The sequence below is a fragment of the Mycobacterium shimoidei genome, from assembly GCF_900417275.1.
Classification (GTDB): Bacteria; Actinomycetota; Actinomycetes; order Mycobacteriales; family Mycobacteriaceae; genus Mycobacterium; species Mycobacterium shimoidei.
This window is the reverse complement of the sequence record NZ_UEGW01000001.1, coordinates 1,946,758-1,971,898: the sequence shown is the minus strand read 5'-3', so window position 1 is coordinate 1,971,898 and position 25,141 is coordinate 1,946,758. Positions and strand designations below refer to the sequence as shown.

27 protein-coding genes and 1 pseudogene are annotated in these 25,141 nt (G+C 64.6%); 16 read left to right on the top strand and 12 right to left on the bottom strand.

Going from position 1 to position 25,141, the window contains the following annotated elements; all coding sequences use genetic code 11:
* Positions 1 to 206: 206 nt before the first annotated feature.
* From MSP7336_RS09715 to MSP7336_RS09700, 4 genes are read left to right on the top strand one after another with little or no spacing between them, the layout of a single operon-like run.
* Positions 207 to 1,298: an amidohydrolase family protein gene (locus MSP7336_RS09715; RefSeq protein ID WP_113963603.1), complete on the top strand. Its 1,092-nt coding sequence runs from the start codon at positions 207 to 209 to the stop codon at positions 1,296 to 1,298.
* 16 nt (positions 1,299 to 1,314) lie between these two features.
* Positions 1,315 to 2,460 (top strand): amidohydrolase family protein, encoded by a 1,146-nt coding sequence (locus tag MSP7336_RS09710; protein ID WP_069398163.1) that lies wholly within the window; start codon positions 1,315 to 1,317, stop codon positions 2,458 to 2,460.
* A complete protein-coding gene (locus tag MSP7336_RS09705; protein ID WP_069398162.1) occupies positions 2,461 to 2,853 on the top strand; it encodes a Rieske (2Fe-2S) protein in 393 nt (130 codons plus the stop codon). It abuts the gene before it with no gap.
* A gap of 9 nt (positions 2,854 to 2,862) precedes the next feature.
* Complete coding sequence (locus tag MSP7336_RS09700; RefSeq protein ID WP_069398161.1) at positions 2,863 to 3,729, top strand: alpha/beta fold hydrolase; 867 nt, start codon at positions 2,863 to 2,865, stop codon at positions 3,727 to 3,729.
* A gap of 5 nt (positions 3,730 to 3,734) precedes the next feature.
* Here MSP7336_RS09700 and MSP7336_RS09695 read toward each other — a convergent pair whose 3' ends face one another.
* Positions 3,735 to 4,208, bottom strand: a complete 474-nt coding sequence (locus MSP7336_RS09695) for a hypothetical protein (RefSeq protein WP_069398160.1) — start codon at positions 4,206 to 4,208, stop codon at positions 3,735 to 3,737.
* Between MSP7336_RS09695 and MSP7336_RS09690 the strand changes: the two genes are divergently transcribed.
* The 9 genes from MSP7336_RS09690 (at position 4,207) to MSP7336_RS09650 (ending at position 12,993) form a co-directional block, all read left to right on the top strand.
* Entirely contained in the window at positions 4,207 to 5,487 is a 1,281-nt protein-coding gene (locus MSP7336_RS09690; RefSeq protein ID WP_069398159.1) for an NADH-ubiquinone oxidoreductase-F iron-sulfur binding region domain-containing protein, read from the top strand. The genes MSP7336_RS09695 and MSP7336_RS09690 overlap by 2 nt on opposite strands.
* 8 nt (positions 5,488 to 5,495) lie before the next feature.
* On the top strand, positions 5,496 to 5,795 hold the full coding sequence (locus tag MSP7336_RS09685; protein WP_084226641.1) for a ferredoxin: 300 nt from the start codon (positions 5,496 to 5,498) through the stop codon (positions 5,793 to 5,795).
* Positions 5,792 to 7,438, top strand: coding sequence for a thiolase C-terminal domain-containing protein (locus tag MSP7336_RS09680; protein ID WP_069398172.1), 1,647 nt, complete (start codon positions 5,792 to 5,794; stop codon positions 7,436 to 7,438). The genes MSP7336_RS09685 and MSP7336_RS09680 overlap by 4 nt, the downstream gene beginning before the upstream one ends.
* Positions 7,435 to 8,307, top strand: coding sequence for an alpha/beta hydrolase (locus MSP7336_RS09675; RefSeq protein ID WP_113963602.1), 873 nt, complete (start codon positions 7,435 to 7,437; stop codon positions 8,305 to 8,307). The genes MSP7336_RS09680 and MSP7336_RS09675 overlap by 4 nt, the downstream gene beginning before the upstream one ends.
* Entirely contained in the window at positions 8,307 to 9,125 is an 819-nt protein-coding gene (locus MSP7336_RS09670; RefSeq protein ID WP_113963601.1) for an NAD(P)-dependent oxidoreductase, read from the top strand. Before MSP7336_RS09675 ends, MSP7336_RS09670 begins: the two co-directional genes overlap by 1 nt.
* Entirely contained in the window at positions 9,122 to 9,907 is a 786-nt protein-coding gene (locus MSP7336_RS09665; RefSeq protein WP_113963600.1) for an NAD(P)-dependent oxidoreductase, read from the top strand. Before MSP7336_RS09670 ends, MSP7336_RS09665 begins: the two co-directional genes overlap by 4 nt.
* Positions 9,908 to 10,004: 97 nt before the next feature.
* Positions 10,005 to 11,210, top strand: coding sequence for a cytochrome P450 (locus MSP7336_RS09660; RefSeq protein WP_069398155.1), 1,206 nt, complete (start codon positions 10,005 to 10,007; stop codon positions 11,208 to 11,210).
* A complete protein-coding gene (locus tag MSP7336_RS09655; RefSeq protein ID WP_069398154.1) occupies positions 11,207 to 11,401 on the top strand; it encodes a ferredoxin in 195 nt (64 codons plus the stop codon). Before MSP7336_RS09660 ends, MSP7336_RS09655 begins: the two co-directional genes overlap by 4 nt.
* A gap of 65 nt (positions 11,402 to 11,466) precedes the next feature.
* Positions 11,467 to 12,993, top strand: coding sequence for an HNH endonuclease signature motif containing protein (locus MSP7336_RS09650; RefSeq protein ID WP_113963599.1), 1,527 nt, complete (start codon positions 11,467 to 11,469; stop codon positions 12,991 to 12,993).
* A 16-nt stretch (positions 12,994 to 13,009) separates the two neighbouring features.
* On the opposite strand, the pseudogene MSP7336_RS09645 reads toward MSP7336_RS09650, so the two are convergent.
* From MSP7336_RS09645 to MSP7336_RS09595, 11 genes and pseudogenes are all read right to left on the bottom strand, one after another.
* Positions 13,010 to 14,319, bottom strand: a pseudogene (locus MSP7336_RS09645) (adenylate/guanylate cyclase domain-containing protein).
* A 23-nt stretch (positions 14,320 to 14,342) separates the two neighbouring features.
* Complete coding sequence (locus MSP7336_RS09640) at positions 14,343 to 15,185, bottom strand: SDR family oxidoreductase (RefSeq protein ID WP_113963598.1); 843 nt, start codon at positions 15,183 to 15,185, stop codon at positions 14,343 to 14,345.
* An 18-nt stretch (positions 15,186 to 15,203) separates the two neighbouring features.
* Positions 15,204 to 15,494 carry a DUF1330 domain-containing protein gene (locus MSP7336_RS09635; RefSeq protein WP_069395905.1) on the bottom strand — a complete coding sequence of 97 codons (291 nt, stop codon included), beginning with the start codon at positions 15,492 to 15,494 and terminating at the stop codon, positions 15,204 to 15,206.
* An 8-nt stretch (positions 15,495 to 15,502) separates the two neighbouring features.
* Positions 15,503 to 15,691, bottom strand: a complete 189-nt coding sequence (locus MSP7336_RS09630) for a ferredoxin (protein ID WP_069395904.1) — start codon at positions 15,689 to 15,691, stop codon at positions 15,503 to 15,505.
* Positions 15,688 to 16,971 (bottom strand): cytochrome P450, encoded by a 1,284-nt coding sequence (locus MSP7336_RS09625; protein ID WP_069395920.1) that lies wholly within the window; start codon positions 16,969 to 16,971, stop codon positions 15,688 to 15,690. The genes MSP7336_RS09630 and MSP7336_RS09625 overlap by 4 nt, the downstream gene beginning before the upstream one ends.
* A gap of 119 nt (positions 16,972 to 17,090) precedes the next feature.
* Positions 17,091 to 17,597: a hypothetical protein gene (locus MSP7336_RS09620; protein WP_069395903.1), complete on the bottom strand. Its 507-nt coding sequence runs from the start codon at positions 17,595 to 17,597 to the stop codon at positions 17,091 to 17,093.
* Positions 17,594 to 18,193, bottom strand: coding sequence for a TetR/AcrR family transcriptional regulator (locus MSP7336_RS09615; protein ID WP_069395902.1), 600 nt, complete (start codon positions 18,191 to 18,193; stop codon positions 17,594 to 17,596). The genes MSP7336_RS09620 and MSP7336_RS09615 overlap by 4 nt, the downstream gene beginning before the upstream one ends.
* A gap of 110 nt (positions 18,194 to 18,303) precedes the next feature.
* Complete coding sequence (locus tag MSP7336_RS09610) at positions 18,304 to 19,449, bottom strand: thiolase family protein (RefSeq protein WP_069395901.1); 1,146 nt, start codon at positions 19,447 to 19,449, stop codon at positions 18,304 to 18,306.
* The gene (locus MSP7336_RS09605) at positions 19,442 to 20,248 is read right to left on the bottom strand and encodes an enoyl-CoA hydratase/isomerase family protein (protein ID WP_069395900.1); all 807 of its coding nucleotides are present in this window, start codon (positions 20,246 to 20,248) and stop codon (positions 19,442 to 19,444) included. Before MSP7336_RS09605 ends, MSP7336_RS09610 begins: the two co-directional genes overlap by 8 nt.
* Before the next feature lie 27 nt (positions 20,249 to 20,275).
* Positions 20,276 to 21,442: an acyl-CoA dehydrogenase family protein gene (locus tag MSP7336_RS09600; protein ID WP_069395899.1), complete on the bottom strand. Its 1,167-nt coding sequence runs from the start codon at positions 21,440 to 21,442 to the stop codon at positions 20,276 to 20,278.
* Positions 21,443 to 21,458: 16 nt separating this feature from the next.
* Positions 21,459 to 22,754 carry an amidohydrolase family protein gene (locus MSP7336_RS09595; protein ID WP_069395898.1) on the bottom strand — a complete coding sequence of 432 codons (1,296 nt, stop codon included), beginning with the start codon at positions 22,752 to 22,754 and terminating at the stop codon, positions 21,459 to 21,461.
* 241 nt (positions 22,755 to 22,995) lie between these two features.
* Here MSP7336_RS09595 and MSP7336_RS09590 point away from each other — a divergent pair, with 241 nt between their 5' ends.
* From MSP7336_RS09590 to MSP7336_RS09580, 3 genes are read left to right on the top strand one after another with little or no spacing between them, the layout of a single operon-like run.
* Positions 22,996 to 23,523, top strand: a complete 528-nt coding sequence (locus tag MSP7336_RS09590) for a carboxymuconolactone decarboxylase family protein (protein WP_113964849.1) — start codon at positions 22,996 to 22,998, stop codon at positions 23,521 to 23,523.
* Between the two features lie 18 nt (positions 23,524 to 23,541).
* Positions 23,542 to 24,822 carry an aromatic ring-hydroxylating oxygenase subunit alpha gene (locus MSP7336_RS09585; RefSeq protein WP_069395897.1) on the top strand — a complete coding sequence of 427 codons (1,281 nt, stop codon included), beginning with the start codon at positions 23,542 to 23,544 and terminating at the stop codon, positions 24,820 to 24,822.
* The gene (locus MSP7336_RS09580; protein ID WP_069395896.1) at positions 24,806 to 25,141 is read left to right on the top strand and encodes a hypothetical protein; all 336 of its coding nucleotides are present in this window, start codon (positions 24,806 to 24,808) and stop codon (positions 25,139 to 25,141) included. The genes MSP7336_RS09585 and MSP7336_RS09580 overlap by 17 nt, the downstream gene beginning before the upstream one ends.

The window sequence follows — 25,141 nt, the reverse complement described above, 5'->3', positions numbered from 1 at the left end:
ACGTGGCCGAGGTGCCGGAGTGGTCATTAGAATGATATTCTCATAAGTAAAGAATTTTACTTGCAGCGGACCACGACCACTGGTCCTGTGCTTAATCGAAATGCTTACCGGAAATCCGTTGATAGGCGGTACACCAGAATGTTAGGTTATCTATCGTATAGCCGGCCGGGCCGCTTGTTGACTGCCGAAGCCGGAAGGTGGGCTTAGTGATCGAACACGCTGACGGCACCCGGACACCCGTCATCGACGCGAGCGTGCACATCTTCTTCCCGTCCACGCGCGACTTGCGCGAGTTCTTGCGCGAGCCGTTCAAAAGCCGCGGCTTCCCGGACTACGAGATGGACTGGTACGGCACACCCGGCGGCGAATACGCGCCCGGCACCCGCGGACCCAACCGCGGCTACCCGGGCTCGGACCCTGACTTCGTGGCGCAGCAATTGTTCAGCGAGCGGGGCGTCGACGTCGCGGTGCTGCACCCGATGGGCCGTGGCATCATGCCGGACCGCCACCTCGGCTCCGCACTGTGCGCGGCGCACAACGAGATGATGGTGTCGCGCTGGCTGGAGTCCAGCGAATTCGGTGACCGGTTCCGCGGCACCATCCGGGTCAATCCCGACGACATTGCCGGCGCGCTGCGCGAGCTCGACAAGTACAAGGACCACCCGCAGGTGGTGCAAATCGGCGTCCCCCTGCAATCGCGGGAGCTCTACGGCAAACCGCAGTTCTGGCCGTTGTGGGAAGCGGCCGCCGAAGCGAATCTTCCGGTGGCGGTGCACATCGAAACCGGTGAGGGCGTCGCGTTTCCGCCGACGCCGTCGGGACACACCCGCACCTACGAGCAGTACCTGGGCTTCATGTCGCTGAACTACCTCTACCACCTGATGAACATGATCGCCGAGGGTGTGTTCGAGCGGTTCCCCACGGTCAAGTTCGTATGGGCCGACGGCGCAGCGGATTTCGTCACTCCGTTCATCTGGCGGATGGATACTTTCGGTCGGCCGCATCTGGAGCAGACGCCATGGGCGCCGCGGATACCAAGTGACTATCTGCCCGGGCATGTTTACTTCGTCGCGGGTGGTCTCGACGGTCCCGGTGATGTCGAGTTCGCCGATCAGTGGTTCAGCTTCACCGGCAAAGAGAACATGGTGATGTTCGGCTCCAGCTACCCGCACTGGCACTCGTGGGATCTGTCCACGCTGCCCAGCGCGCTGACCGCCGAGCAACGCGAAAAGCTGTGCTGGCGTAACGCCGCGGAGCTTTACGGCATAGACATCCCGGCCGAGTTGGCCACACAGTAGATACAGGGAGGTCACGATGACTGTGACACAGACTCACGAACGGGTGCCCGCGGCAGAGCGCATCGCGGTGCGATGCGTCGACTCCGATGTGCACCCGGTGCCCAAGCGCGGCGAACTCGTCCAATACATCCCGGAGCCGTGGCGCAGCAAGTTCTTCGCAGAGCACAAGGTGGGCGAGCTGATCTACTACGACGCCCCCGACTATGCGCACGCCTATGCGATGCGCGTCGACACCTTCCCGCCCGATGGTGAGTTTCCGGGCAGCGACCCGGACATGGCGTTTCGCCAGCTGATCATGGAGGCAGGCTCCGACATCGCGATCCTGGAACCCGGCGCTCGCACACCTCGCCTGCCCGAAGCCCACCAGGCGATGTCGTGCGCGCTAAATGACTGGCAGGCCAATCACTGGCTGGACAGCCACAACAACTGGCATGAGCGCTGGCGCGGATCGATCTGCGTGGCGATCGAGGATCCACAGGGCGCGGCGCGTGAGATCGAGCGGTGGGCCGGCCACCCGTACATGGCGCAGATCCTGCTCAAGGCCGAACCGCGGCCGTCGTGGGGCCACCCGATGTACGACCCGGTCTGGGCGGCCGCCACCAAGCACGACATCGTGGTGAGCTGCCACCTGTCACGCAGCAACTACGAGATGCTGCCGATGCCGCCAGTTGGATTCCCCAGCTACAACCACGATTTCATGGTGACCTACTCGTTGCTGGCCGCTAACCAGGTGATGAGCCTGATTTTCGACGGGGTCTTCGACCGCTTCCCCACGCTGCGGATCGTGCTCGTCGAGCACGCATTCACCTGGGTGCTGCCGCTGATGTGGCGGATGGACGCGATCTACGAGGCCCGCAAGTCGAAGATGGACATCAAACGCAAGCCGAGCGAAATCCTCAAGGATCACATCAAGTTCACCACTCAGCCGCTCGATTATCCGGAGGACAAAACCGAGCTGACCCGGGCGCTGGAGTGGATGGAGTGCGACAAGATCCTGCTGTACTCGTCGGATTACCCGCACTGGACCTTCGACGACCCGCGCTGGCTGGTCAAGCACCTGCCCAAGGCGGCCCGCGAAGCGGTCATGTTCAAAAACGGCATCGCGACCTATCACCTGCCGGAGACGGTTCCGGTGCTCGAGGGTCAAGTACGGGTGTTCTGAGTGCGCGAAGAAATCACGCGGCCCCGGTTGGCTCAGGGTCGCGAGCACGTCGTCGCGACGGTGGACGAAATCCCGCCGGGCACCCATAAATTGGTGCCGATCGGGCGGCACGGCGTCGGGGTCTACAACGTCAACGGCACGTTCTACGCGATCGCGAACTACTGCCCGCACCAGGGTGGACCGCTGTGTTCGGGGCGGGTCCGCGGTCGCACCATCGTCGACGAGACCGCCCCCGGTGACGCGGTCATGGTCCGCGACCTGGAGTACATCTACTGCCCCTGGCATCAATGGGGTTTCGAGCTCGCAACCGGGACGACCGCGGTCAAACCGGAGTGGAGCATCCGCACCTATCCGGTCCGGGTCGTCGGCAACGACGTACTGGTGATGGCCTGAGGAGAATCCGTGTCTTCTATCGAGGTGAACGGCGGCAATGTCGTCTACGAAATCCTCGGTCAATCAGGGGATCTCATCGTCCTGACACCCGGCGGCCGGTTCAGCAAGGAGATCCCCGGCCTACGTCCACTGGCCGAGGCGCTGGTCGCCGGCGGGTACCGGGTGCTGCTGTGGGACCGGCCCAACTGCGGAGCCTCCGATGTGCAGTTCTACGGACAAAGCGAGTCGCACATGCGGGCCGAAACCCTGCACGGGCTGCTGACCAAACTCGATGCGGCGCCGTGCATCCTGGCCGGCGGCTCTGGCGGGGCGCGGGATTCGATGCTGACCACGATGCTCTATCCCGAGCTGGTCACCAAGTTGGTGGTGTGGAACATCGTCGGCGGTATCTACGGAACCTTCGTGCTGGGCTCCTACTACGTCATTCCGAGCATTCTGGCGGCGCGCGGAACCGGCATCGAAGGAGTGATGAAGCTGCCGGAGTGGCGCGAACGCATCGAGGAAAACCCGAACAACAAGCAGCGGTTCCTCGATCTGGGCCGTGACGAGTTCCTCAAGGTGATGCTGCGCTGGCTGAACGCCTTCGTGTCCAAGCCCGGGCAGACTATCCCGGGCGTCGACGACGAGATGTTCGACCGGATCACCGTCCCCACGTTGATCATTCGCGGCGGAGAAAACGACTGGGACCATCCCAAGCGAATCTCACTGGAGGTCAGCTGCCTGATCAAAGGATCCAAACTGATCGATCCGCCGTGGCCCGAGGACGCCTGGGAGCGTGCATCGGAAGCCCGGGCGACGGGCAAGGTCGACCGGTTCAATCTGTTCGACACCTGGGTGCAGGCCGCCCCGGCGATAGTGGAATTTTTGGACAGCTGATGGTTTTACCCGGTGAGAATGTGCACTTCGCAGTTCAGCGAGGCTTCCAGTGCGGTGTGGATCCGGCTTTCCGGGATGCGCTCCAGATCGGCCTGGCGCAGCGTCACGTACACGACGTCGAACCCATTGTCTCCGGGCACTCGCCTGATCTCGCCGGTCAGCCCGAATCCGGCCAACACGCCATGCGCGTCGTCGTCGGTTCCCCGGCTGACGTAAGTCACCACCCCGGCCACAGGATCAGTGCCAAAAGCCTTAGCGCACAAGTCAACCGCGCTCTGCCGGACGACGTCGGCGTCGTCGCCGTTGATCAGCAGCCGTACTTCGCGGCGGGCAGCCGGCATCCCCGCGATGCTGGTTGGCACCACATCGACACCAGCCGCCGCGGCCAGTTCCAGGAGGGTGGCCATGCCCTCGTCTAACCGCGCGGGTGTGAGCACACCCGACGGGTCGACACCGACCCGTACCACCGCAGTTCGCATGAGTCCAAGCCTAACCGTCGCCAGCTGGCCCGACGTCGAACCGCGGCTACTGTGCGGCGAACCCGGCCGTGAGGACTATGCGGCGTATCGCGAACTCGGCGGCTACCAACCGCTTACCTCTGCCGACGACTTGCTCGAGGAGGTCGATCGTAGCGGGCTGCTCGGCCGCGGCGGTGCCGCCTTTCCGCTCGCGGTCAAACTCCGCACGGTGCGCGACAACGGCCGCCTGAGCACCGGCACCGTCGTTGTCGCGAACGGCGAAGAGGGCGAACCCGCTTCGGTCAAAGATCGATGGCTGCTGCGCAACCGCCCGCATCTGGTTCTCGATGGGCTGCGCCTGGCCGCGGCGGTGGTGGCCGCCGACCGCAGCTATGTGTACGTTTCCGACCTCCAATCGGCCCACAGTGTCGAGACCGCGCTGACCGAACTCGATCCCGCCATGCTCGGCGGCGTGGCGGTCGAGGTGCGGCTGGTCGATCCCGGCTACATCGCCGGCGAAGAGACCGCGGTGGTGCGCGCGCTGGACGGCGGCCCGGTCAAGCCGACCGATAAGCCGCCCCGCCCGTTCCAGGAGGGCGTCGGCGGGCTACCCACCTTGGTCAGCAATGTCGAAACGCTGGCAAATCTGCCGTATCTGCTCCGACACGGGTCCGCAGCATTTCGCGCGCAAGGGACGTCGCACTCACCGGGCACCTTCTTGATCACCATCACCGGTGCCGGCCGTCCACCCGGTCTCTACGAGATCCCGCACGGCTTGCCGTTCACCGACCTTCTTGGCATGCACGGTGTTTCGGCAGACCAGGTGAAGGGTGTGCTGATGGGAGGCTACTTCGCCGGGCTGCTGAACCGCGCCGTCCTCGATGCCACTTTGGACCACGAAACACTACGAACTCTGGGCAGCGGCCTGGGCGCCGGTGCCATCACCGTGCTCACCGACGACTGCGCGGTGGCCGTCGCCGCGTCCGTGCTGGCGTACTTTGACCGCGAGAACGCCGGGCAGTGCGGCTCGTGTTTCAACGGCACGGCCGCGATGGCCGCCGCCGCCGGTGCGCTGCGTGACGGTGTCGCCAGCCGCGAGGATGTCACCGCGCTGCGACGCTGGTCGGTTGTGCTGCGCGGCCGGGGCGCGTGCGCGACCCTGGACGCCGCGTGCAACGTGGCGGGGAGCCTGCTCGACCAATTCCCGCATGCTGTGGATCGCCACCTCGACAATGCCTGCGAGGCATGCCATGCCGGAATGTTCCGGGCCCACCGGCCCTACGAGGTGGAGTCGCTATGACCGAACCCATGAGGATCCGCCTGGATCGCACCGTCTGCGACGGCTTCGGCTTCTGCGCCAAACATGCGCCGAAGTATTTCTCGCTCGACGACTGGGGCTACGCGTCGTTGATCGGCGATGGCGTTGTGGCCGAGGAAGACCACGATGCGGTCATGCGTGCGTTGTTGGACTGCCCCGTTCACGCCATCATGGAGATCGGTGAGCGGCGCCGCGCCGTCGATACCCGCCCATCCTCGACCCCTCCCGAAGATCCCGCCGCGGATCTGAAAACCGAGGCCAACGAAGCGGAGTGGGGGTTCACCCGTTGACCGGGCGCCCACTGCCGCTGATCACACCGGACAACGAGTTCTTCTGGAAATCGGGCGAAGACGGCACATTTCGGCTTCGGGAGTGCCGAGACTGCGCGGCGCTCATCCATCCCCCGGCCCCGGTATGCCGCTATTGCCGCTCACACAACGTCGGGATACGGGCACTGTCGGGCCGCGGGACGCTGGCCGGCTTCACCATCAATCACCGGTTCAGTCTGCCTGGCCTGCCCGCCCCGTATGTGGTGGCACAGGTGGCGATCGCGGAGGATCCCCGAGTCCGGCTGACCACGAATATCGTGGAGTGCGAACCGGATCGGCTGCAACTGGGTCAGCCGGTCGAGGTTGTTTTCGAGCACATCGAGGACGTGTGGCTGCCGCTGTTTCGCCCCGTCGCTGATAGCGAGCCGGCAGCACTGCCGGTCGACGAGATCGCGCCGGAGAGCTTCGGCGAATACGTCCGTCCCATGCTCACTCGCGAGAAGTTCGAGGACAAGGTGGCGCTCACCGGAATCGGCATGTCCGATATCGGGCGTCGGTTGATGACGCCACCGCTCACGCTGACGGTGCAGGCCTGCGAGGCTGCGGTCGCCGACGCCGGGTTGACGCTCGGTGACATCGACGGATTGTCCACCTATCCCGGGGGTGGCAACTTCGGCGGATTCGGCGAAGGCGGGGTCACCGCGCTGGAGGCGGCGTTGGGCATCCGGCCGGTGTGGCACAACGGCGGAATGGAAACGTTCGGTCCGGGCGGATCGGTGATAGCCGCCATGCTCGCAGTTGCCGGCGGCCTTGCCCGGCATGTGCTGTGCTTCCGGACATTATGGGAAGCCACCTACAACGAACTTGTGAAACAAGGCAAGATCGTCCCGCCCGGCGGGCGCACCGCCAGCTGGCTGATGCCGTTCGGCGCAACCTCGGCGGCCCACACGCTGGCACAGAATGCGCAGAGGCATTTTCATCGGTACGGGACAACCAAGGAGACGTTGGGCTGGATTGCGTTGAATCAGCGCGCCAACGCCGAGCTCAACCCGTCGGCAATCTATCGGTCTCCGATGACCATGGAGGACTACCTGAGCGCGCGGCCCATCACCACACCGTTCGGGCTTTACGACTGCGATGTGCCCTGCGACGGCGCAATTGCGGTCATCGTGTCGGCGGTCGACGCCGCCCGCGACCTGGCCAAGCCGCCGGTGCTGGTCGAGGCGGTGGGAACGCAGATTATCGAGCGGATCGATTGGGATCAAAGCACTTTGACCCATGAACCACAGGTGCTGGGCCAGTCCGCACATCTGTGGTCGCGCACGTCGCTGAAACCGGACGACGTCGACGTCGCCGAGCTCTACGACGGGTTCACCATGAACTGCCTGTCCTGGATTGAGGCGCTGGGGTTCTGCAAAATCGGCGAAGCCCGCGAGTTCTTGGAAGGCGGCAGGAACATCGCCCGCGACGGCAGGCTGCCGCTCAACACGCACGGCGGCCAGCTCTCGCATGGCCGGACCCACGGCATGGGGCTGCTGCACGAAGCCGTCACTCAGCTGCGCGGTGAGGCCGGCGAACGCCAGGTCGCTGATACCCGTGTCGGTGTGGTCAGCAGCGGCGGGCTGACACCCAGCGGTGTGCTGCTGTTGCGAGCGGATACATGAACGCCCCTCGCCCGCGGGTCGTCGTCGTCAACGGCGTGCCGATGTCTGCGTTGATCGCCGAGGCGGCCCAGCCGCGGGCCGTCATCGTTGCGCTGCACGGCGGCGGCACCACCGGGCTGTATTTCGACTGTCCGGGTCATCCGGAACTTTCGTTGCTGAGAACCGGTGCCGCCCATGGCTTTACCGTGATCGCCCTGGACCGCCCCGGCTATGGCAGCTCCGCGCCGTATCCGGAGGCGATGGCGCAGCCCGAGCAGCGGGTCGCCCTGGCCTACGGTGCAGTCGACCGCATTCTCGGTGAGCGGCCCCGCGGTGCGGGACTGTTCGTGTTCGCGCACTCCAGCGGCTGCGAACTGGCACTGCGGATGGCCGTCGACCCTCGCGGGTCGGATCTGCTCGGCATCGAAATAGCCGGCACCGGCCTGAGGTATCAGCCCGCTGCCCGCGAGGTTCTGAAAGCGGCCAGTGCGACCCACCGGCCGCCCGGGCTGCGCGAATTGCTGTGGCAGCCCACCGAGCTGTATCCGGCCGACGTGATCGGCGGCATCACGAGCGCCGCGTCGGGCGGGCTGTATGAAGCGGCAATGGTCACCGACTGGCCTCGCCGCGACTTCCCGGCGCTGGCCGCGCAGGTACGAGTTCCGGTGCAGTTCAGCGTTGCCGAACACGAAAAGGTCTGGGAGTCCGATACCGCTGCGCTGGCCGAGATTGCCGACTTGTTTTCCGCCGCACCCCGATTCACCCTCAATCACCAGCACGACGCGGCCCACAACCTCAGCCTTGGCCGCACTGCCGCCGATTATCACCAACGCGTCTTTGCGTTCATCGACGAATGTGTGCCCAGTGAAGGCGATTTGGAGGCCGGTTGATGCGGGTCGGATTCATCGGGCTGGGTAGCCAGGGCGGCCCGATGGCCAGGCGGATTGTCGACGCGGGTTATCCGACCACGTTGTGGGCGCGCAGACCCGCATCGCTCGAGCCGTTCGCGGATACCGCAGCCACGGTTGCCGGCTCTCCGGCCGACCTCGCCGCCGCCAGTGATCTGGTCTGTCTCTGCGTCCTCGGTGACGATGACGTGGAAGAAGTTGCCGGCGGCGACACCGGATTGCTGGCCGGGCTCCAGCCGGGCAGCGTGATCGCGGTACACAGCACCGTTCATCCAAGAACCTGCCATGCACTGGGTAAGAAGGCTGCCGCACAGGGCGTCTCGGTCATCGACGCTCCGGTCAGCGGTGGGGGTTTTGCCGCGGCGGAGGGTCGGCTGTTGGTGATGGTCGGCGGTGATGCCGACATCGTCGAGCGCTGCCGCCCGGTGTTCGCTACCTACGCCGACCCGATTGTGCATCTGGGCGACCTGGGATCGGGGCAGACCACCAAGCTGTTGAACAACCTGCTGTTCACGGCAAATCTCGGAACCGCGGCCTCGACATTGACTCTTGGCGAGGCTCTCGGCGTCGTACCCGACCGACTGTCCGAGGTCATCGCGCGAGGTAGCGCAAACAGCTTTGCGCTCAACACTCTTGGCGGCGACACCGGCGGACTGGATCGTCTCGCCGGGCTGGCCGGCGCTCTACTGCAGAAGGATGTGCGCTTGATCGCCGATCTGGCAAAGTCCGCCGGTGTTCCCGGCGGCGCGGTGCTCGATGCCGCCGACGCCACCCTGGCTCTGATGGAGCACCTGCGGTGAGAATCGGGTTCATCGGTGCGGGGCGCATGGGCCGGCCGATGGTAGGTCGTCTCGTCGAGGCCGGTCACGATGTCCGGGTACTCGGACGATCGGACGAGAAGCGCAGCGCGATCGCCGAATTGGGCGCGGTGGCCGTGACCGACATTCGCGAGGTCGGCCCGACCGCCGAGATTGTCGTGCTCTGCGTGTTCAACGACGAGCAGGTGCGTGAAATCTGCCTGAACACCGACCTACTCACCACGATGGCGCCCTGCTCGGCGCTGGTGGTGCATACCACGGGGAGCCCAGGCACGGTGGAGACGATCGCTGCCTCGGGGGAAATCGAGGTCGTCGACGCACCAGTCAGCGGAGGCCCGCACCAGGCGGCGACGGGCGAGCTGACCCTGTTCGTGGGCGGAACCGACGAAGCGGTGAAGCAAGTGCGGCCGGTATTGAGTTGCTACGGCGATCCGGTACTGCACGTCGGGCCGCTCGGGGTCGGGCAGAAGGTCAAGCTGGTCAACAACGCGCTGTTCGCGGCGCAGATCGGGCTGCTGTCGGGCGCCGTCGACGTGGCGATGCGGCTCGGGGTTTCGGAGTCGACGCTGCTGGCGGCGCTGCACCACGGCAGCGCAGCCAGCACGGTGTTGGACCTAGTGGCCCGAGGCGGCTCCGTCGCGTCGTTCGTCGAGCTGGCGGGCGAATTTGTCGGCAAAGACCTCGCCGTGGTGCGCGACGTCGTGGCCGAGGTCGACACCGGTCTGGGCGTGCTCGAGGACGTCATCGACGCGGCAGGACTATGAGTTGGGGTGTTTGCAGCCCGTGAGGAATGAACTACCGTTAGGTTTACAGTCAAGCATTCCGTCGTAAAGGTGACCAGCCCGCCGCTGAGGAGATGCCATGACCAAACCGAAGGTGGTCTTCGATCCGTTCTCCGAAGAATTCTTCAATAATCCCGCCGAGGTATTTCGGCGGATGCGCGAAGAGGCACCGCTGTATTACGACGAGCGAGAAGACTTCTACGCGCTGACGCGCCACGAGGATGTCGCCGCCGCATTCAAGGATTTCGAGACCTACTCGTCGGCGCGGGGCTGTGATCTCGCGATGGTGCGCAAGGGCGTGCCCATCGAGCAGAAGTCGATCATTTTCATGGACCCACCCGAGCACCGGCACATGCGCAGCCTGCTCAACAAGGCATTCACGCCACGGGCCATCCAATCGCAGCGGGACATGGTCGTCGAGGTGGTCGAGAAGTACTTGAACGCGGCCGATCCCGACAACTTCGACGTCGTGCAGGACTTCTCCGGACCGTTCCCGGTGGAGGTCATCACCACGATGATGGGGGTACCGGAGGACTTTCGCCAACAAGTGCGGCACTGGATCGACACCAGCCTGCACCGCGAACCCGGACAGATCGAGGCTAGCGAAGAAGGCATGCAGGCCAACATCGACAGCGCGATGTACTACTTCGGCCTGGTGCAGGAGCGGCGCGAGAAGCCGCAAGACGACTTCATCAGCAGGCTGATCGCCGCGGAGATCCCGGGTGAAAACGGCCAGATGCGCAAGCTCGACGACGTCGAGATCACTGGTTTTGCAGTGCTATTGGGCGGCGCGGGCGCCGAGACCGTCACCAAGCTGGTCGGCACCGCTGCGGTGATCTTCGCGCGCAACCCCGACCAGTGGCAGAAGCTGCTCGACGACCGCAGCAAGGTCCCGGGGGCCGTCGAAGAGTTGTTGCGCTACGAGGGTCCGGTCCAGTACAACGTGCGCTACACGCTCAAGGAGGCACACGTCAGCGGCGGCGTGATCCCCGCCGGCAAGCCAGTGTTCTTGTGCGGCGCGGCGGCCAACCGCGATCCGGATGCCTTCACCAACGCCGATGTGTTCGACATCGAACGCGACCAGACCGAGGCTCAGCACCTGGGTCTGGGGTATGGAATTCATAGTTGCCTGGGCGCGGCGTTGGCCCGGATGGAAAGCAGAATCGCGATTGAGCACCTGCTGGATTTCATGCCCCGCTACGAAGTGAATTGGGATGGCCTGCAACGGGTTCACATGCAGAACGTCGCGGGCTACCAGAATGTGCCGGTGAGAGTACTGCGATGACAAGAGTAGAAGTCGATTTCGGATTGTGTGAAAGCAACGGCGTGTGCATGGGCATCATCCCGGAGGTGTTTCACCTCGGCGATGACGACATGCTGACCGTTCTGCAACCGGAAGTCACCCCGGAAAACGAGGAACGCATCCGCGACGCGGTACGCCAGTGCCCGAGGCAGGCCATCTCGATCGTCGAATAGCGCCTGGAAAACAGCGGCGTCCTGCCGCATCGCGTTGGTCGGTGGATGATGGTAGTATCGAACGTATGTTCGAACAACCGACCGGTACGGCGTCGTCGCCGGAAGCGATTGCCCGCTTAGAGGAGATGTTTGAGCGGCGCCATCCGTCGGTGACGGCGGAGTCGGCGGTGTTGGTGGACCGGATTTGTTCGGCGACTCGGTTTGAGAATCGGGCCGCGGCCGCGCAGCTCGCCGCGATTGGGGAGTTGTTCAGCTATCGACTGTCGCGCTGTGCAGAGACCGAGGACTGGGCGATCGACACCGAGGCGGCGGTGGCCGCGGAAGTGGCCGCGGCGTTGCGGATCAGCCATGCCCTGGCCAGTAGCCGGCTGCGCTACGCACGGGCCATGCGCGAGCGGCTGCCCAAAATCGGCGAGGTCTTTGCCGCCGGCGATATCGACTACCGGACGTTTCAGACGATGGTGTATCGCACCGATCTGATCACCGATGCCCAGGTGCTGGCGGCCGTGGATGCGGCGTTGGCGGTCAATGTTGTGCGCTGGCCGTCGATGACCCAGGGCCGGCTGGGCGGGCAGATCGACAAGATCGTGGCCCGCGCCGATGCCGATGCGGTGCGGCGACGCAACGAGCACCAGGTTGGCCGGCAGATCTGGTTCGGGCCTTCAGAGGAAGGCGGGACCTCGGAGTTTGGCGGCAGTCTGTTCACTGTGGATGCCCACGCGCTGGACCAGGCCGTGGATGCGTTGGCGGCCACGGTGTGTGAGCATGATCCGCGTACTCGCGATCAGCGCCGCGCCGACGCTCTGGGCGCGCTGGCGGCACGCGCGGATCGGTTGGGGTGTCGCTGCGGACGCCCGGATTGCGCCGCGGGCAGGCGGCCGGCGGCCGGCCCCGCGGTGATCTATGTGATTGCCGAGCCCGCCGCCCTCGACGGCCGCACCGGCGCATCGGCGTCGGAGGTCGGTGCCGATGGGCTGATCCCCCCGGAGCTGGTGGCCGAGCTGGCCCGCTCGGCGAAGCTGACCCCGTTGATGCATCCCGGTGATGCCCCACCCGAACCCGGCTACACCCCGTCCAAAGCGCTGGCCGAGTTCGTGCGCTGCCGGGATCTGACCTGTCGCTGGGTGGGCTGCGATGTACCGGCGTGGCAGTGCGACATCGACCACACGGTCCCGTTCGTGGCGGGCGGGCCCACCCACGCCTCCAACCTCAAATGTTATTGCCGCACCCATCATCTGGTGAAAACCTTCTGGGGTTGGCGCGATCAACAACTCCCCGACGGCACCGTGATCCTCACCTCACCGTCGGGCCACACCTATGTCACCACCCCCGGCAGCGCGCTGCTGTTTCCCAGCCTGTGCCACTCCACCGGCGCAATCTCGGCCATCGAGGCCGACCCCCCGCACGACTACTGTGACCAGCGCACCGCGATGATGCCCAAACGCCGCCGCACCCGCGCCCAACACCGCGCCCAGCGCATCGCCACCGAACGGCGCGCCAACCGCACCACCCGAATAGCCCGACAAGCCCAACACCGAAGCTACTTCGACCTACCCCCACCCGGACCCGACGACGAACCACCACCATTCTAGTTGCCGGACAACGGCTTTACGCAGAGGCGACAGTGGACAGCCGCCACTGGCCGGGCACGCCCTTGAGTTCATAGACACCGCGCTCAACGAATTCCAGGCCCGAGCCGATCACCAGGTCACGCAGCGTGCTCGACACCAGCACCTCATTGGGCCCGGCCAGTGCGCTCACCCGCGCGCCGATATGCACCGCGATCCCGCCGATGTCCTCACCGCGCACCTCGCATTCGCCGGTGTGCAACCCCGCGCGCACCTGGATGCCGAGCGCCTGCACCGCGTCGCGAATGGCCATGGCGCAGCGGATCGCCCGCTGCGGCCCGTCGAACACGGCCAAAAACCCATCACCGGAGGTATTCACCTCCCGGCCACGAAAACGAGCCAGCTGCGAGCGCACCACAGCATCGTGTGCATCAAGCAAGGCATGCCAATCACGATCGCCCATCTCCGCCGCCCGGCGCGTCGAGTCGACGATGTCGGTGAACAACACCGTGGCCAGTGCCCGATCATCAGCCACGTCCGCCTGCTCGCCAGTGAGGAACTCCGCGATCTCCTGGAAAGATTCACGCCATGGTTCGACGTAGTGGAACATGTTGCGCCCGTGTAGCTCAACGTATTTCGCGCCTGGGATGTGATCGGCGACATCCCTGCCCCGCTCGGGTGGGATCAAGGGGTTCTCGGCGTGCTGGACGACGAGAGTTGGCACGCGGACGGTCGGAAGCAGCGCCCGCACATCCAATTCGGACACTATCGGCATCATGAGAGCAACGGTCCGTGGGTTCGACGCCAAGCGTTCGAACCGGGCAAACGTTGCCCGGATTTCTTCATTCCAAGGCATGTCGGGATTGATCACATGTTCGAACTCTCCCGTTCCCCACACGGCGAGCATGGCATCGAAGAACTCCTCCGGAGTGACCCCAGCAGCCATCGGATCGGCGTAGACCTCAAGCCCGACCAGCGCCGTGGTGCGAGCCGGATGGCTGGCCGCGAACAGCGCCGCAGGCGCGAATGCAGCGTTCGGTGCGACGAGAACCGCTTCGCGACTCCCGAGATCGTCCAAAACTGCGGTGATGCTGTCGGCCCACTGCTCTAACGTCGGCAACGAATTTATCGAGACCGGATCGGACGCGCCTGTGCCCGGCTGGTCGAAAGAGATTAACCGACCGAGCGATGCCATCGCCTCGATCCACCCTTGAATCGCCGGTAGCTCGGCAGTAGGTCGCAACAGTTAAACCAGTTCGGGACGAAGACGATGTCGCGAGCGCCTTCACCCGAGGCCCGGTAGGCGACGCGCAAGTCACCATTCAGCGCATAGCGCGTCTCGGAGAACACGGCGGAAGTCTAAGCCGTATCGATCACGATTTACGTCCCACCGAGAACTTGTCCCGCAGGCTCATCCCCGCCACGGTGCCGCCGTCGCAAAGGATGTCCGTGCCGGTGAGGTAGCCGGCTTTCTCGCTCGCGCAGAACGCCAGCAGTTCGGCGATCTCCTCCGGCTTTCCAAAGCGTTTCAGCGCGGCGTAGCGGACCATCGCTCCTGCGCCGCTTTGTTCTTCCAATCTGCCCATCGCGGTGTCGATGGAACCCGGCGACACCGAGAGGATGCGCGCGCCGCGCTCACCGAATCGACCGGCCTGCGAGGTGCAATACCATCGCACGAAGGTCTTGCTGATGCTGTACGCCATTCCTGGCCGCGCCCGCTCCGGAACCAGGCCGCACACCGACATCATCTTCTTCATGAACGCGTCTTCATTGCGCAGAGCGGAGGTAAATCGCTTTGTCGGAACGAAGGATTCCGGGAGCATGTGCGCGGCCATGGAAGCGACGTTGACGACCGCGGATCCCTCCCCGAGGATCTTGAAAAAGCTTTCGTTGACGTTGACCGTGCCGATCGCGTTGACCCGCATGATCAACTCGGCGCTGCCCATGCTGGGACTGATACCGGCCGTGTGTATCACCGAACCGACTGTGCCCATCGCGCTTGATGTTTCGATCAACTCCGCGACGGACTCCCGCTCGGTGATGTCGCAGACGACGGCCTTGCTGATGATCCCCAGGCTGTTCAATTCGGCTACCGCGGCATCCAGCCCTTCCCGGTTGAGGTCGCTGATGACGACCGCGTGGTCACGTCCGACGATCTTCGCGGTGGCCAAACCAATGCCGCCGGCTCCCCCCGTGATGACCGACACCTTGTCCATGGCAGCTCAAATCGCCTGTTAATTACCAAAACCGGAGAGGATCACCGCGTTGCAGTCCGCGGCGGCCTGTCGCAGCTTCGCTGCTTTCTGGTACCCCTCGGACTCGTACCAGGCGCGGGCGGCGTCCACCGATTCGAACTCCAGCACGACCGTTTGGTCGCCGTGCCAATTGCCCTCCACAACCGTGGGCGAGGGATCCGCTGCCAGTATGTTCACCCCGGCCATGGCTCCTCCGGCCGCCTGGGCATAGGCCTTCATGCCCTCCGGATCCTTGATGGCCTCAGTGAGGATGACGTAACCTTTGGGCATTCAAGCTCCTAACTTGTTTCAATGGCCTGCTCTGGACACTGCATGACGGCGTCACGGACCGCGTCTTCGAACTCGGACGGGACTTCGGGCACCGTCACCGTCGAGTAGCCGTCGTCATTCAGCTCGAACACCGATGGGCAGATCGTGGTGCAGATGCCGTGGCCACGGCACCGCTCCTCGTCAACTCTGGCTTTCACGGACCGCTGCTCCGACCGAATTCGAGGTGCAGTTCAGTGAGTCCGCGCAGGATGTAAGTCGGAACATATTGATAGCGCCGCTCGTTCGCCGGTCCGTGTTTGCGTTCGGAGATCCGGATGTCCTCGGTCCGGTCGAGTAGGCGTTCGAGCGCGACCCGGGTCTCGGCCCGGGCCAGTGGCGCGCCGGGGCAACTGTGGATCCCCCGGCCGAACGCGATGTGTTGGCGCGCGTTCTTGCGGCCGGGGTCGAATGTGTCCGGGTCTTCGAATCGGCGCGGATCCCGATTTGCGGCGCCGTTGACCACCATCACCGTAGTGCCGGCCGGGATTTCGACTCCACCGACCGCCGTGGGCACCCGGGAGAGCCGGAAGTCACCTTTGACCGGGCTCTCGATACGCAGCGCCTCTTCGATGAAGTTCGGGATCAGGCTGCGGTCATCGCGCAGCTGCTGCTGAATGTCGGGGCGCTCCCCGATCACCTGTAGCGCGGCACCGAGCAGCCGCACGGTCGTCTCCTGGCCCGCCGAAAACACGTTGGTCGCAACGCGAGCCACGTCGGTCACGTCGGGCGTCGAGCCGTCCGGGAACGTGGCGTGCGCCAATCCGGTCAACACGTCGTCGCGAGGCTGCCGGCGCCGATCCTCGATGTATTCGCTGAACGTGCCGTACAGAAACTCGAGTGGACTGTGCGACAACGACTTTTCACCGGTGCTGCCGACACCGCCACCGGCATTGCGGTGGATGCCCTTGACGAACTCCTCACGGTCGTCTTCCGGTACGCCGAGCAGGTCGGCGATGACCAGCAGCGTGAACGGGCCGGCGAAACCTTTGATGAATTCGCCCTCGCTCGGCGCCAGAAATGTGTCGAGCACCCGATCGGCGAGCACCCACATAGCGTCCTCGTTCTCCTTGAGGCGCTTCGGAGTGATCAGTCGCATCAGCAACGCACGGTGGTTGGTGTGCGTCGGCGGGTCGAGGGTCGGCAATTGGTCGCTGAACGGCAGCTCGTCGCGGTGTCGCTCGATCAGCTCGGTCACGTCGTCGCCAGTGAGCGGCACCGGAAAACCGGGGAACGGACCGGTCACCGAGATGCACGACGAGAACGTCTCGGCATTGCTGGCGACCTCCACGGCCTCCTCCCAGCCGGTCACCATCATCACCTCGTGGTGAGGTTCGCGCAGCACCGGGCACTGCCGCCGCAGGGCTTCGAAGTACGGGTACGGGTTGTCGAGGAGCCGGTCGTCCCGGAAGAAATCCATCGCGGTGACGTCGTCGGCCATCTGCTGCTCCATTCACGTCTCGACAGTGAGAACGTCGCTCTCATCAATGAGTATTACATTTCCATAGGAAATGCCACGCCGTCAACGAGGCAGCATGGCCGGCCGGAGGCTCCGGCGTGTTAACTGGCGGGGATCAGGTCGGCCGCGACGGACGGGCAGGTCATCACCCCGCTGCGGAACGTTTCGGTCTGTTCGATCTCGACTCCGGGCAGCCCCGCGGCGGCAAGGGCCTGAGCCTTGAACGCCCGGGCCGCGGCGCTGAGCTGATGGGCAACCAGGTCGACCGGCTTGTTCAGGTCGGGCGGCCAGGTCTTGCCCCACAGTGTCACTTCGGTGACACCGTGGTCGAGGGCCTGAAGCACGCCCTGGCGGACCCGCGAATCACACTCGATGAGGTCGGCGGCGGCGGCCAAGGTCTGCGGTCGCGGACGTTGCCCGACCGTGGCCAGCGCGTATTCGAGGTCGACCACTTCGGCGCCGATGATCTGCAATGGCCGTTCGTCGGGATGGTCAGCGGCCAGGACCGTGACGTCCCATCCGGCCATGGCACGGTCGAACAGCCACCCGCCGGCGAACATCACCACATCCACGACGTTCGCCGCGACCACATCAAGCTGGTATCTCACGCCGGGCTCGGCGGTGTCAGGTCGCGGGCGAGCGACTCCGCGTAGTCCTTGAACGCTTCGGTCAGGGGTATCGAAGGGTCGAGTAACCATGCGGTCTCCATTCCGGTGATGAAGGCGAGAATTTGCACAGCTTTGACGGTCGGGTCCAGATCCAGCCGGTAGCGCCCGGCCTCTTGTCCACGGCGAATGAGCCCGGTGATGATGTCGACCGCACCCCGGTATCGGGCGAGCAGGCGATCGTGCAGGGGAGCCTCGGGATCTATGTTCTCGGCCAGCAGCACGGCGAACGTGCCGATCAGTTCCGGTGATCGGTCGAACCGATCGGCGACCGCCGCGATCTCGGTGATGAGGTCGCCGGCGCGGTCCGCGTGGGCGTCGTCGTCGGCGTCGCGCACATCGAGCACCGCGTGCAGCAACTGTTCCTTGGACTCGAAATGATGCAGCAGCCCGGCCGGGCTGACGCCCGCCTCCCGGGCAATCTGCGCCAGCGTGGTGTTGCGCCACCCGTTGCGGGTCAGCAGCCGCTGCGCGACCTCGAGGATGCGCTGCTTACGGTCCTCACCCTTCGCCAGCAGGGTGTCGTACGGACGCGTCACCGGACTCCCTCGTCCCCGATCAACCTAATGAACACACAGTAGGTTGGTTTGGTGCGTGTGACAAGGGTCTCATGCCGGTCAGTTTGCGACGGCGATCACAGCCTTCCGGCTCAGGCCACCAATTCCACCAGGGTGGCGTTGGCGGTGCCGCCGCCTTCACACATGGTCTGCAATCCGAAGCGAATTCCGTTGTCGCGCATGTGATGCACCATCCGGGTCATCAGCACCGCGCCGGACGCCCCCAAGGGATGGCCTAGCGCTATGGCGCCGCCCAGCGGATTGAGCCGCTCGGGGTCGGCGCCGGTTTCGGCCAGCCACGCCAGCGGGACCGGGGCGAAGGCCTCGTTCACCTCGAACACGCCGACGTCGTCCACCGACAAGCCCACCTTGGACAGCACCTTGTCGGTGGCCGGGATCGGGCCGGTGAGCATCAGCACCGGGTCGGCGCCGGTCACCGCGCCCGCCCGGTAGCGCACCAGTGGTGTCAACCCGAGTTCGAGCGCGTGCGCCGATGTGGTGACCAGCAGCGCCGCCGCGCCGTCGGATATCTGCGACGAGTTGCCGGCATGGATCACCCCGTCCTCGGTGAACGCCGGCTTCAGCCCGGCCAGCTTCTCCACCGTGGTCCCCCGACGCACACCCTCGTCCTCGCTGACGATCGCGTCGTCGACGAACACCGGGACGATCTGTGCGGTGAAAGCTCCGCTGTCCTGAGCCGCGGCGGCCCGCTCGTGCGAGCGCACCGAGTACTCGTCGAGCTGCGTTCGGGAAAAGCCCCACTTCTTGGCGATCATCTCCGCGGAGATTCCCTGGTTGAACGAGAAATCACCGTATCGGGCAAGCACTTTCGGCCCGTACGGCATCCCGGTGGCCCGCGCCGCGCCCAACGGCACCCGGCTCATGACCTCTACTCCGCCGGCCACGACCACATCCTGCTGGCCCGACATCACCGCGTGCACCGCGAAGTCGAGCGCCTGCTGGCTGGAACCGCACGCCCGGTTGATGGTGGTGCCCGGAATGCTCTCCGGCCAGCCCGCCGCCAGCACCGCGTAGCGACCGATGTTGCTCGACTGATCGCCGACCTGGGAGACGCAACCCCACACCACGTCGTCGATGATCCCGGGGTCGATTCCGGTGCGCTGCACCAATTCGTTGAGCACAACTGCCGACAGGTCGGCAGCGTGCATGGCCGACAGCCCGCCATTGCGCTTGCCTACCGGGGTGCGCACCGCCTCGACGATGACCGTTTCACGCATCTGTCCGCTCCGATCTCGAAACCGCCCACCGACCAGTAAACGACGGCTCCCGTCGGTCGGCGAACGCGGCATAGGCCTCGGCGGCATCCGCGGTAGCGAAGTTGACGACCTGCGCACGCGCCTCGTTGGCCAGCGCATCGCGCAGGGTCCGGTCGGCGTTCTCGTTCAACAGCGCCTTGGATTGTGCCAGCGCGATCTGCGGCCCGGCGGCCAGACGGTCGGCGAGGTCATCGACGAAGCTGTCGATCTCCTCGGCCGACACGACCCACGTCACCAGGCTCAAAGCCTGCGCTTCCTCGGCGTCGATGGTCTCGGCCAGCAGTGCCAGCCGTTTGGCCTGCTGCAGCCCAACGATTTTCGGCAACAGCCAGGAGCCGCCCAGATCCAGCGAGAGTCCGCGCTTGGCGAAAATCTGGCAGAACCTCGATTCCGGGGTGGCGACCACCAAATCGCAGCCCAGGGCGAGGTTCCAGCCGGCGCCGACGGCCACCCCGGTCACCTTGGCGATGGTCGGTCGCGGCAATTCGTGCAATGCCAGCGCCACGTCGGTGAGCCGGCGCAGCTTGTTCACCGGGTGCGCGTCGTCGGACGTGGAGATGTCTGCACCGGAACAGAACGCCCCGCCGGCCCCGGTGATCACTACCGCGCGCACGCCGGGGTCGGTGCCGGCCGCGGTCAGCGCCTCGGCCAGCGCAATCCACAACTGTGGGTTGATCGCGTTCTTGCGCTTCGGGCGGTTCAGCGTCAGCGTGCGTACGCCGTTGCGGTCGCTGCACAGCAGCACGGGTTCGTCAGGCATAGGCTCATCAATAACCCTCAATAGCCCTCAATAGCTCCTCGGAAGTTTGAGGGTGTGCGATCCGAGGAAATTGAGGATCATTTCCTGGCTGATCGGCGCGATCTTCATCAGCCGGGCCTCGCGGAAATAGCGGGCGACGTTGTACTCCTCGGCGTAGCCCATGCCGCCGTGCGTTTGCAACGCCCGGTCGGCAGCGGTGAAGCCGGCGTCGGCGCACAAGTATTTGGCCGTATTGGCCTCGCGCCCACAGGGTTTGCCGTTGTCATAGAGCCAGGTGGCCTTGCGCAACATCAGCTCGGCCGCGTCGAGCCGGGTCAGCGAGTCAGCCAGCGGGAACTGGATGCCCTGGTTCATGCCGATCGGCCGGCCGAAGACCTCGCGGTCGGTGGCGTATTTGACCGCTTTGTCCAGCGCCACCCTGCCGATCCCGAGCGCTTCGGCCGCGATCAGCATCCGCTCCGGGTTCAGCCCGTCGAGGATGTAGTGAAATCCTTTGCCCTCCTCGCCGACTCGATCCTCGACCGGCACCTCGAGGTTGTCGATGAACACCTCGTTGGAACTGACCGCGTTGCGGCCCATCTTGCGGATCGGCCGGATGTCGACGTGGTCGCGGTCGAGATCGGTGAGAAACAGCGTCATCCCGTCGGTCTTCTTGGTGACCTCGTCGTAATGCTGGGTGCGGGTGAGCAACAGTATCTTCTCGGACTCCTGCGCCTTGGAGATCCACACCTTGCGGCCGTTGACGACGTAGCGATCACCTTGCCGTTTGGCGAACGTACTGATGCGGGAAGTGTCCAGGCCCGCACCGGGTTCGGTGACACCGAAACAGACGTGCAGATCCCCGGTGGCCACCCGCGGCAAGGTGCGGGCCTTGAGCTCCGCGGAGCCGTACTTGACCACCGGCTGCATACCGAAGATCGACAGGTGAATCGAGCTGGCGGCGTTCATGCCACCGCCGGATTTGGCGACCTCCTCGGCCAAAAGTGTGGCCTCGGTGATGCCGAGGCCATGGCCGCCGTACTCGACGGGGATCGTCATCCCGAGCCACCCGCCATCAGCGATGGCCCGATAGAACTCGGACGGGAACTCGTGCGCCTGGTCGCGCTCCATCCAATAGTGGTCGTCGAACTTCTGCGCCAACTCAGCGACCGACCTGCGGATCAGCTCCTGATCCTCGGTCAGCTCGAAATTCATTCCGGAGCTTGACACCTCAGTCGGTATTACCGGTCAGCGATTTCGCGCTGGCGGCAAACTCCGCTAACGACGAGCCTGAGCGCTCTTTGTGATGAGACAGGGCACGAATCGAAACATCATGCCCTTCAGCGGCTTTGCGCAACGCACCGACCGTCGCTTGCTCACGGCTGATGTGGCTGAACGGGTCGAACGAGTACCACCGCATGGCGTTCTCGTAGCCCAGCTTGTTGATTTCGTCGTCCGGCACGTTGTTGGCCGACAGCACATCCCACAGCTCCTCGGGCGCACCCGGCCACATCGAGTCGCTGTGCGGGTAGTCGGCCTCCCAACAGATGTTGTCGATGCCGATCATGTTGCGCAGCGCCACGCCCACCTTGTCGCTGATGAAGCAGGTCAGGAAGTGCTCGCGGAAGACCTCGGACGGCAGCTTGCCGCCGAAGTTCTGGTGGGTCCAGGTGGAGTGCATCTCGTAGGTGCGGTCGGCTCGCTCGAGGAAGTACGGGATCCACCCGGTGCCGCCCTCCGAGAGTGCGATCTTGAGGTCCGGGTACTTCTTGATGGGCGCCGACCACAACAGGTCCGCGGCGGCCTGCACGATGTTCATCGGCTGCAGGGTGATCATCACGTCCATCGGGGCATCGGGCGCGGTGATCGCCAGCCGGCCCGACGATCCGATGTGGATGTTCATCACAGTATTGGTGTCGCACAACGCTTTCCACAGCGGATCCCAATACTCGTCGTGGAAGCTGGGGTATCCCATGGCCGCCGGGTTCTCGGTGAACGTCAAGGCGTGCACGCCCTTCTTGGACACCCGGCGGACCTCATCGGCGCACTTCTCGGCGTCCCAGATGACCGGCAGCGCCATCGGAATGAACCGCGCGGGGTAGGCCCCGCACCATTCGTCGATGTGCCAGTCGTTGTAGGCCTGCACCAACGCCAGCGAGAATTCAGGATCCTCGGTGGCAAACAGCCGCCCCGCGAAACCCGGGAACGACGGAAAGCAGATCGAGCCCAAGATGCCGCCGGCGTTCATGTCCTTGACCCGCTCGTCGACGTTGTAGCAGCCCGGCCGGATCTCGTCGAGGCCCTGCGGTTCCAGGCCGTACTCCTCCTTGGGGCGGCCGGCCACCGCGTTGAGCGCGACGTTGGGAATCACGGTGTCGCGGAACTGCCAGGTGTCCGAGCCGTCCGGGTTGTGCACCAGCCGGGGGGCATCGTCGATGTACTTTTTGGCCAGGTGGTTCTTGAACATGTCCGGCGGCTCGACGATGTGGTCGTCGACGCTGATCAAGATCATGTCGTCCTTGTTCACTGGTCGGTCCTCTCTCTCGGCGGCCGTGAACCCTTAGTATGGAAATTAGCTTCTCAGAACCTGAGAATCAACATCTTGACAGTACCGCCGCAGCCGCCGCAGCGCTGCTCGCGCGCCGATGTCCGGCCCGTCGATATCGGCGTTTTCGCAGGTGTCACCGCTGGTATTGACCAATCGAGCCGATCGTGGAAATCTATTGGTCAAATATGAGAATATGATTCTCAAATCTGAGGAGGGCACTATGCGGCTGTCTCCGTTGCCGGCCGACGCGTGGGACGACGCTGTTCGGCATGCGGTGGCGGCAATGCTGCCCGAGGACCGGCGTAATCCGCAGGGAGCCGGCAACCTGCTGGGCACGCTGGTGCACCATCCCGAGCTGACCCGCGCGTTTTTGCGGTTCAGCCTTTATCTGCTGTCCGGTTCGACGCTGCCGGCGCGAGTGCGCGAGCAGGTCATCCTGCGGGTCGCGCACCGTCGCGGTTGTGCCTACGAATGGACCCACCACGTCAAGATCGGCAAGAAGGCCGGGCTTTCGGACTCAGACATCGCCGCCATCCAATCCGGCGACCCCGCCGACCCATTCGACCGCGCGGTGTACAACGCCGTCGACGAGCTCGACGAGAAGACGAATCTGTCGGACGCGACGTGGGACGCGCTGGCAGAGCGGCTCGACGAGCGACAGCGAATGGATCTGATTTTCACGGCCGGGGGGTACACGGCGCTCGCGATGGCGCTGAACACCTTTGGCGTCGAAGTGGAACAAGGCTAGAAAGAGAAGAGCACAACCATGCCACATTTCACCAAGCCCGCTGCCGGCAGCTGGACGCAGAACTATCCCGAACTCGGCACCGGCCCAGTCGATTACACCGACTCCATCGACCCGGCTTTCTTCGAAGCCGAGCGCGCGGCGATCTTCCGGCGGACCTGGTTGAATGTGGGCCGCGTCGAGCGGCTTCCGCGCACCGGCAGCTACTTCACCAAAGAGCTGCCGTCAGCCGGGCCGGGCATCTCGGTGATCGTCGTCAAGACCAAGGACGGGTCGATCAAGGCGTTCCACAACGTATGCCGGCACCGCGGAAACAAGTTGGTGTGGAACGACTATCCCCACGAAGAAACCTCGGGCATCTGCCGGCAGTTCACCTGCAAATACCACGCATGGCGCTACAACCTCGACGGTGAGCTGACGTTCATCCAGCAGGAGGACGAGTTCTTCGACGTCGACAAGAGCCAGTACGGGCTGGTGCCGGTGCGCTGCGAGGTGTGGGAGGGGTTCATCTTCGTCAATCTCGATGCCGATGCGCAGCCGTTGACGGAATACCTCGGTCCACTTGCCAAGGGCATCGAGGGCTACCCGTTCCACGAGATGACCGAGACCTACTCCTACCGGGCCGAGGTCGGCAGCAACTGGAAGCTGTTCATCGACGCGTTCGCCGAGTTCTACCACGCGCCGGTGCTGCATCAGGGCCAGTACACCAAGGAGGAAGCCGCCAAAATTCAGAAGTACGGCTTTGAGGCGTTGTACTACGAGCTGGCCAGTCCGCACGGAATGATCTCCACCTGGGGAGGTCAGGCACCGCCCCGGGACCTGAACATGGTGAAGCCCATCGACCGGGTGCTGCGCAGTGGGCTGTTCGGCCCGTGGGACAAGCCGGAGGTGATCGAAAAACTTGACCAGCTTCCCCCGGGCGTCAACCCGAAGAGGGCGCCGCAGTGGGGCATTGACTCGTGGCACTTCTTCCCGAACTTCATGTTGCTGATCTGGGAGCCAGGCTGGTTCTTGACCTATCACTACTGGCCCACCGCCGTGGACAAGCACATCTTCGAAACGACGCTGTATTTCGTCCCGCCGAAAAACGCGCGGGAACGATTGGCCCAGGAGTTGGCCGCGGTGACGTTCAAGGAATACGCCCTGCAGGATGCCAACACCCTCGAAGCGACCCAGACCATGATCGGCACCAAAGTTGTCAAAGACTTCTTACTGTGCGACCAGGAGATCCTGCTGCGGCATCTACACAAGGTGACCGGCGACTATGTGAAGGAGTACCACGGCAATGGCCACCGCAACTAAGCTGCCCGCCGAATTCGCCGACCTCGAGCCCTTTTTGGAGTGGGACCTGGCGACCGAGCCGGAGCGCTACGCCAAACGGCTGGCGTCGTCCATGGCACAGATGCAGGCGTTCTATGACGCCGCGTTTCCCCGCCTACCGGATGTGATCGCTTACTGCGACCAGTTCCCGCTCGACGAACTGCCGGACGACGCGCGAACGCTGATGCACATGATGCAGTCGCTGATCATGGTGTCGTTCCCGATCGAAGCGTGGAAACAGCCGCGAGTCCCAGATAGCGGCGCGGCCTGGCTGGAGCTGATCCGGGAACCGGTGATCTGA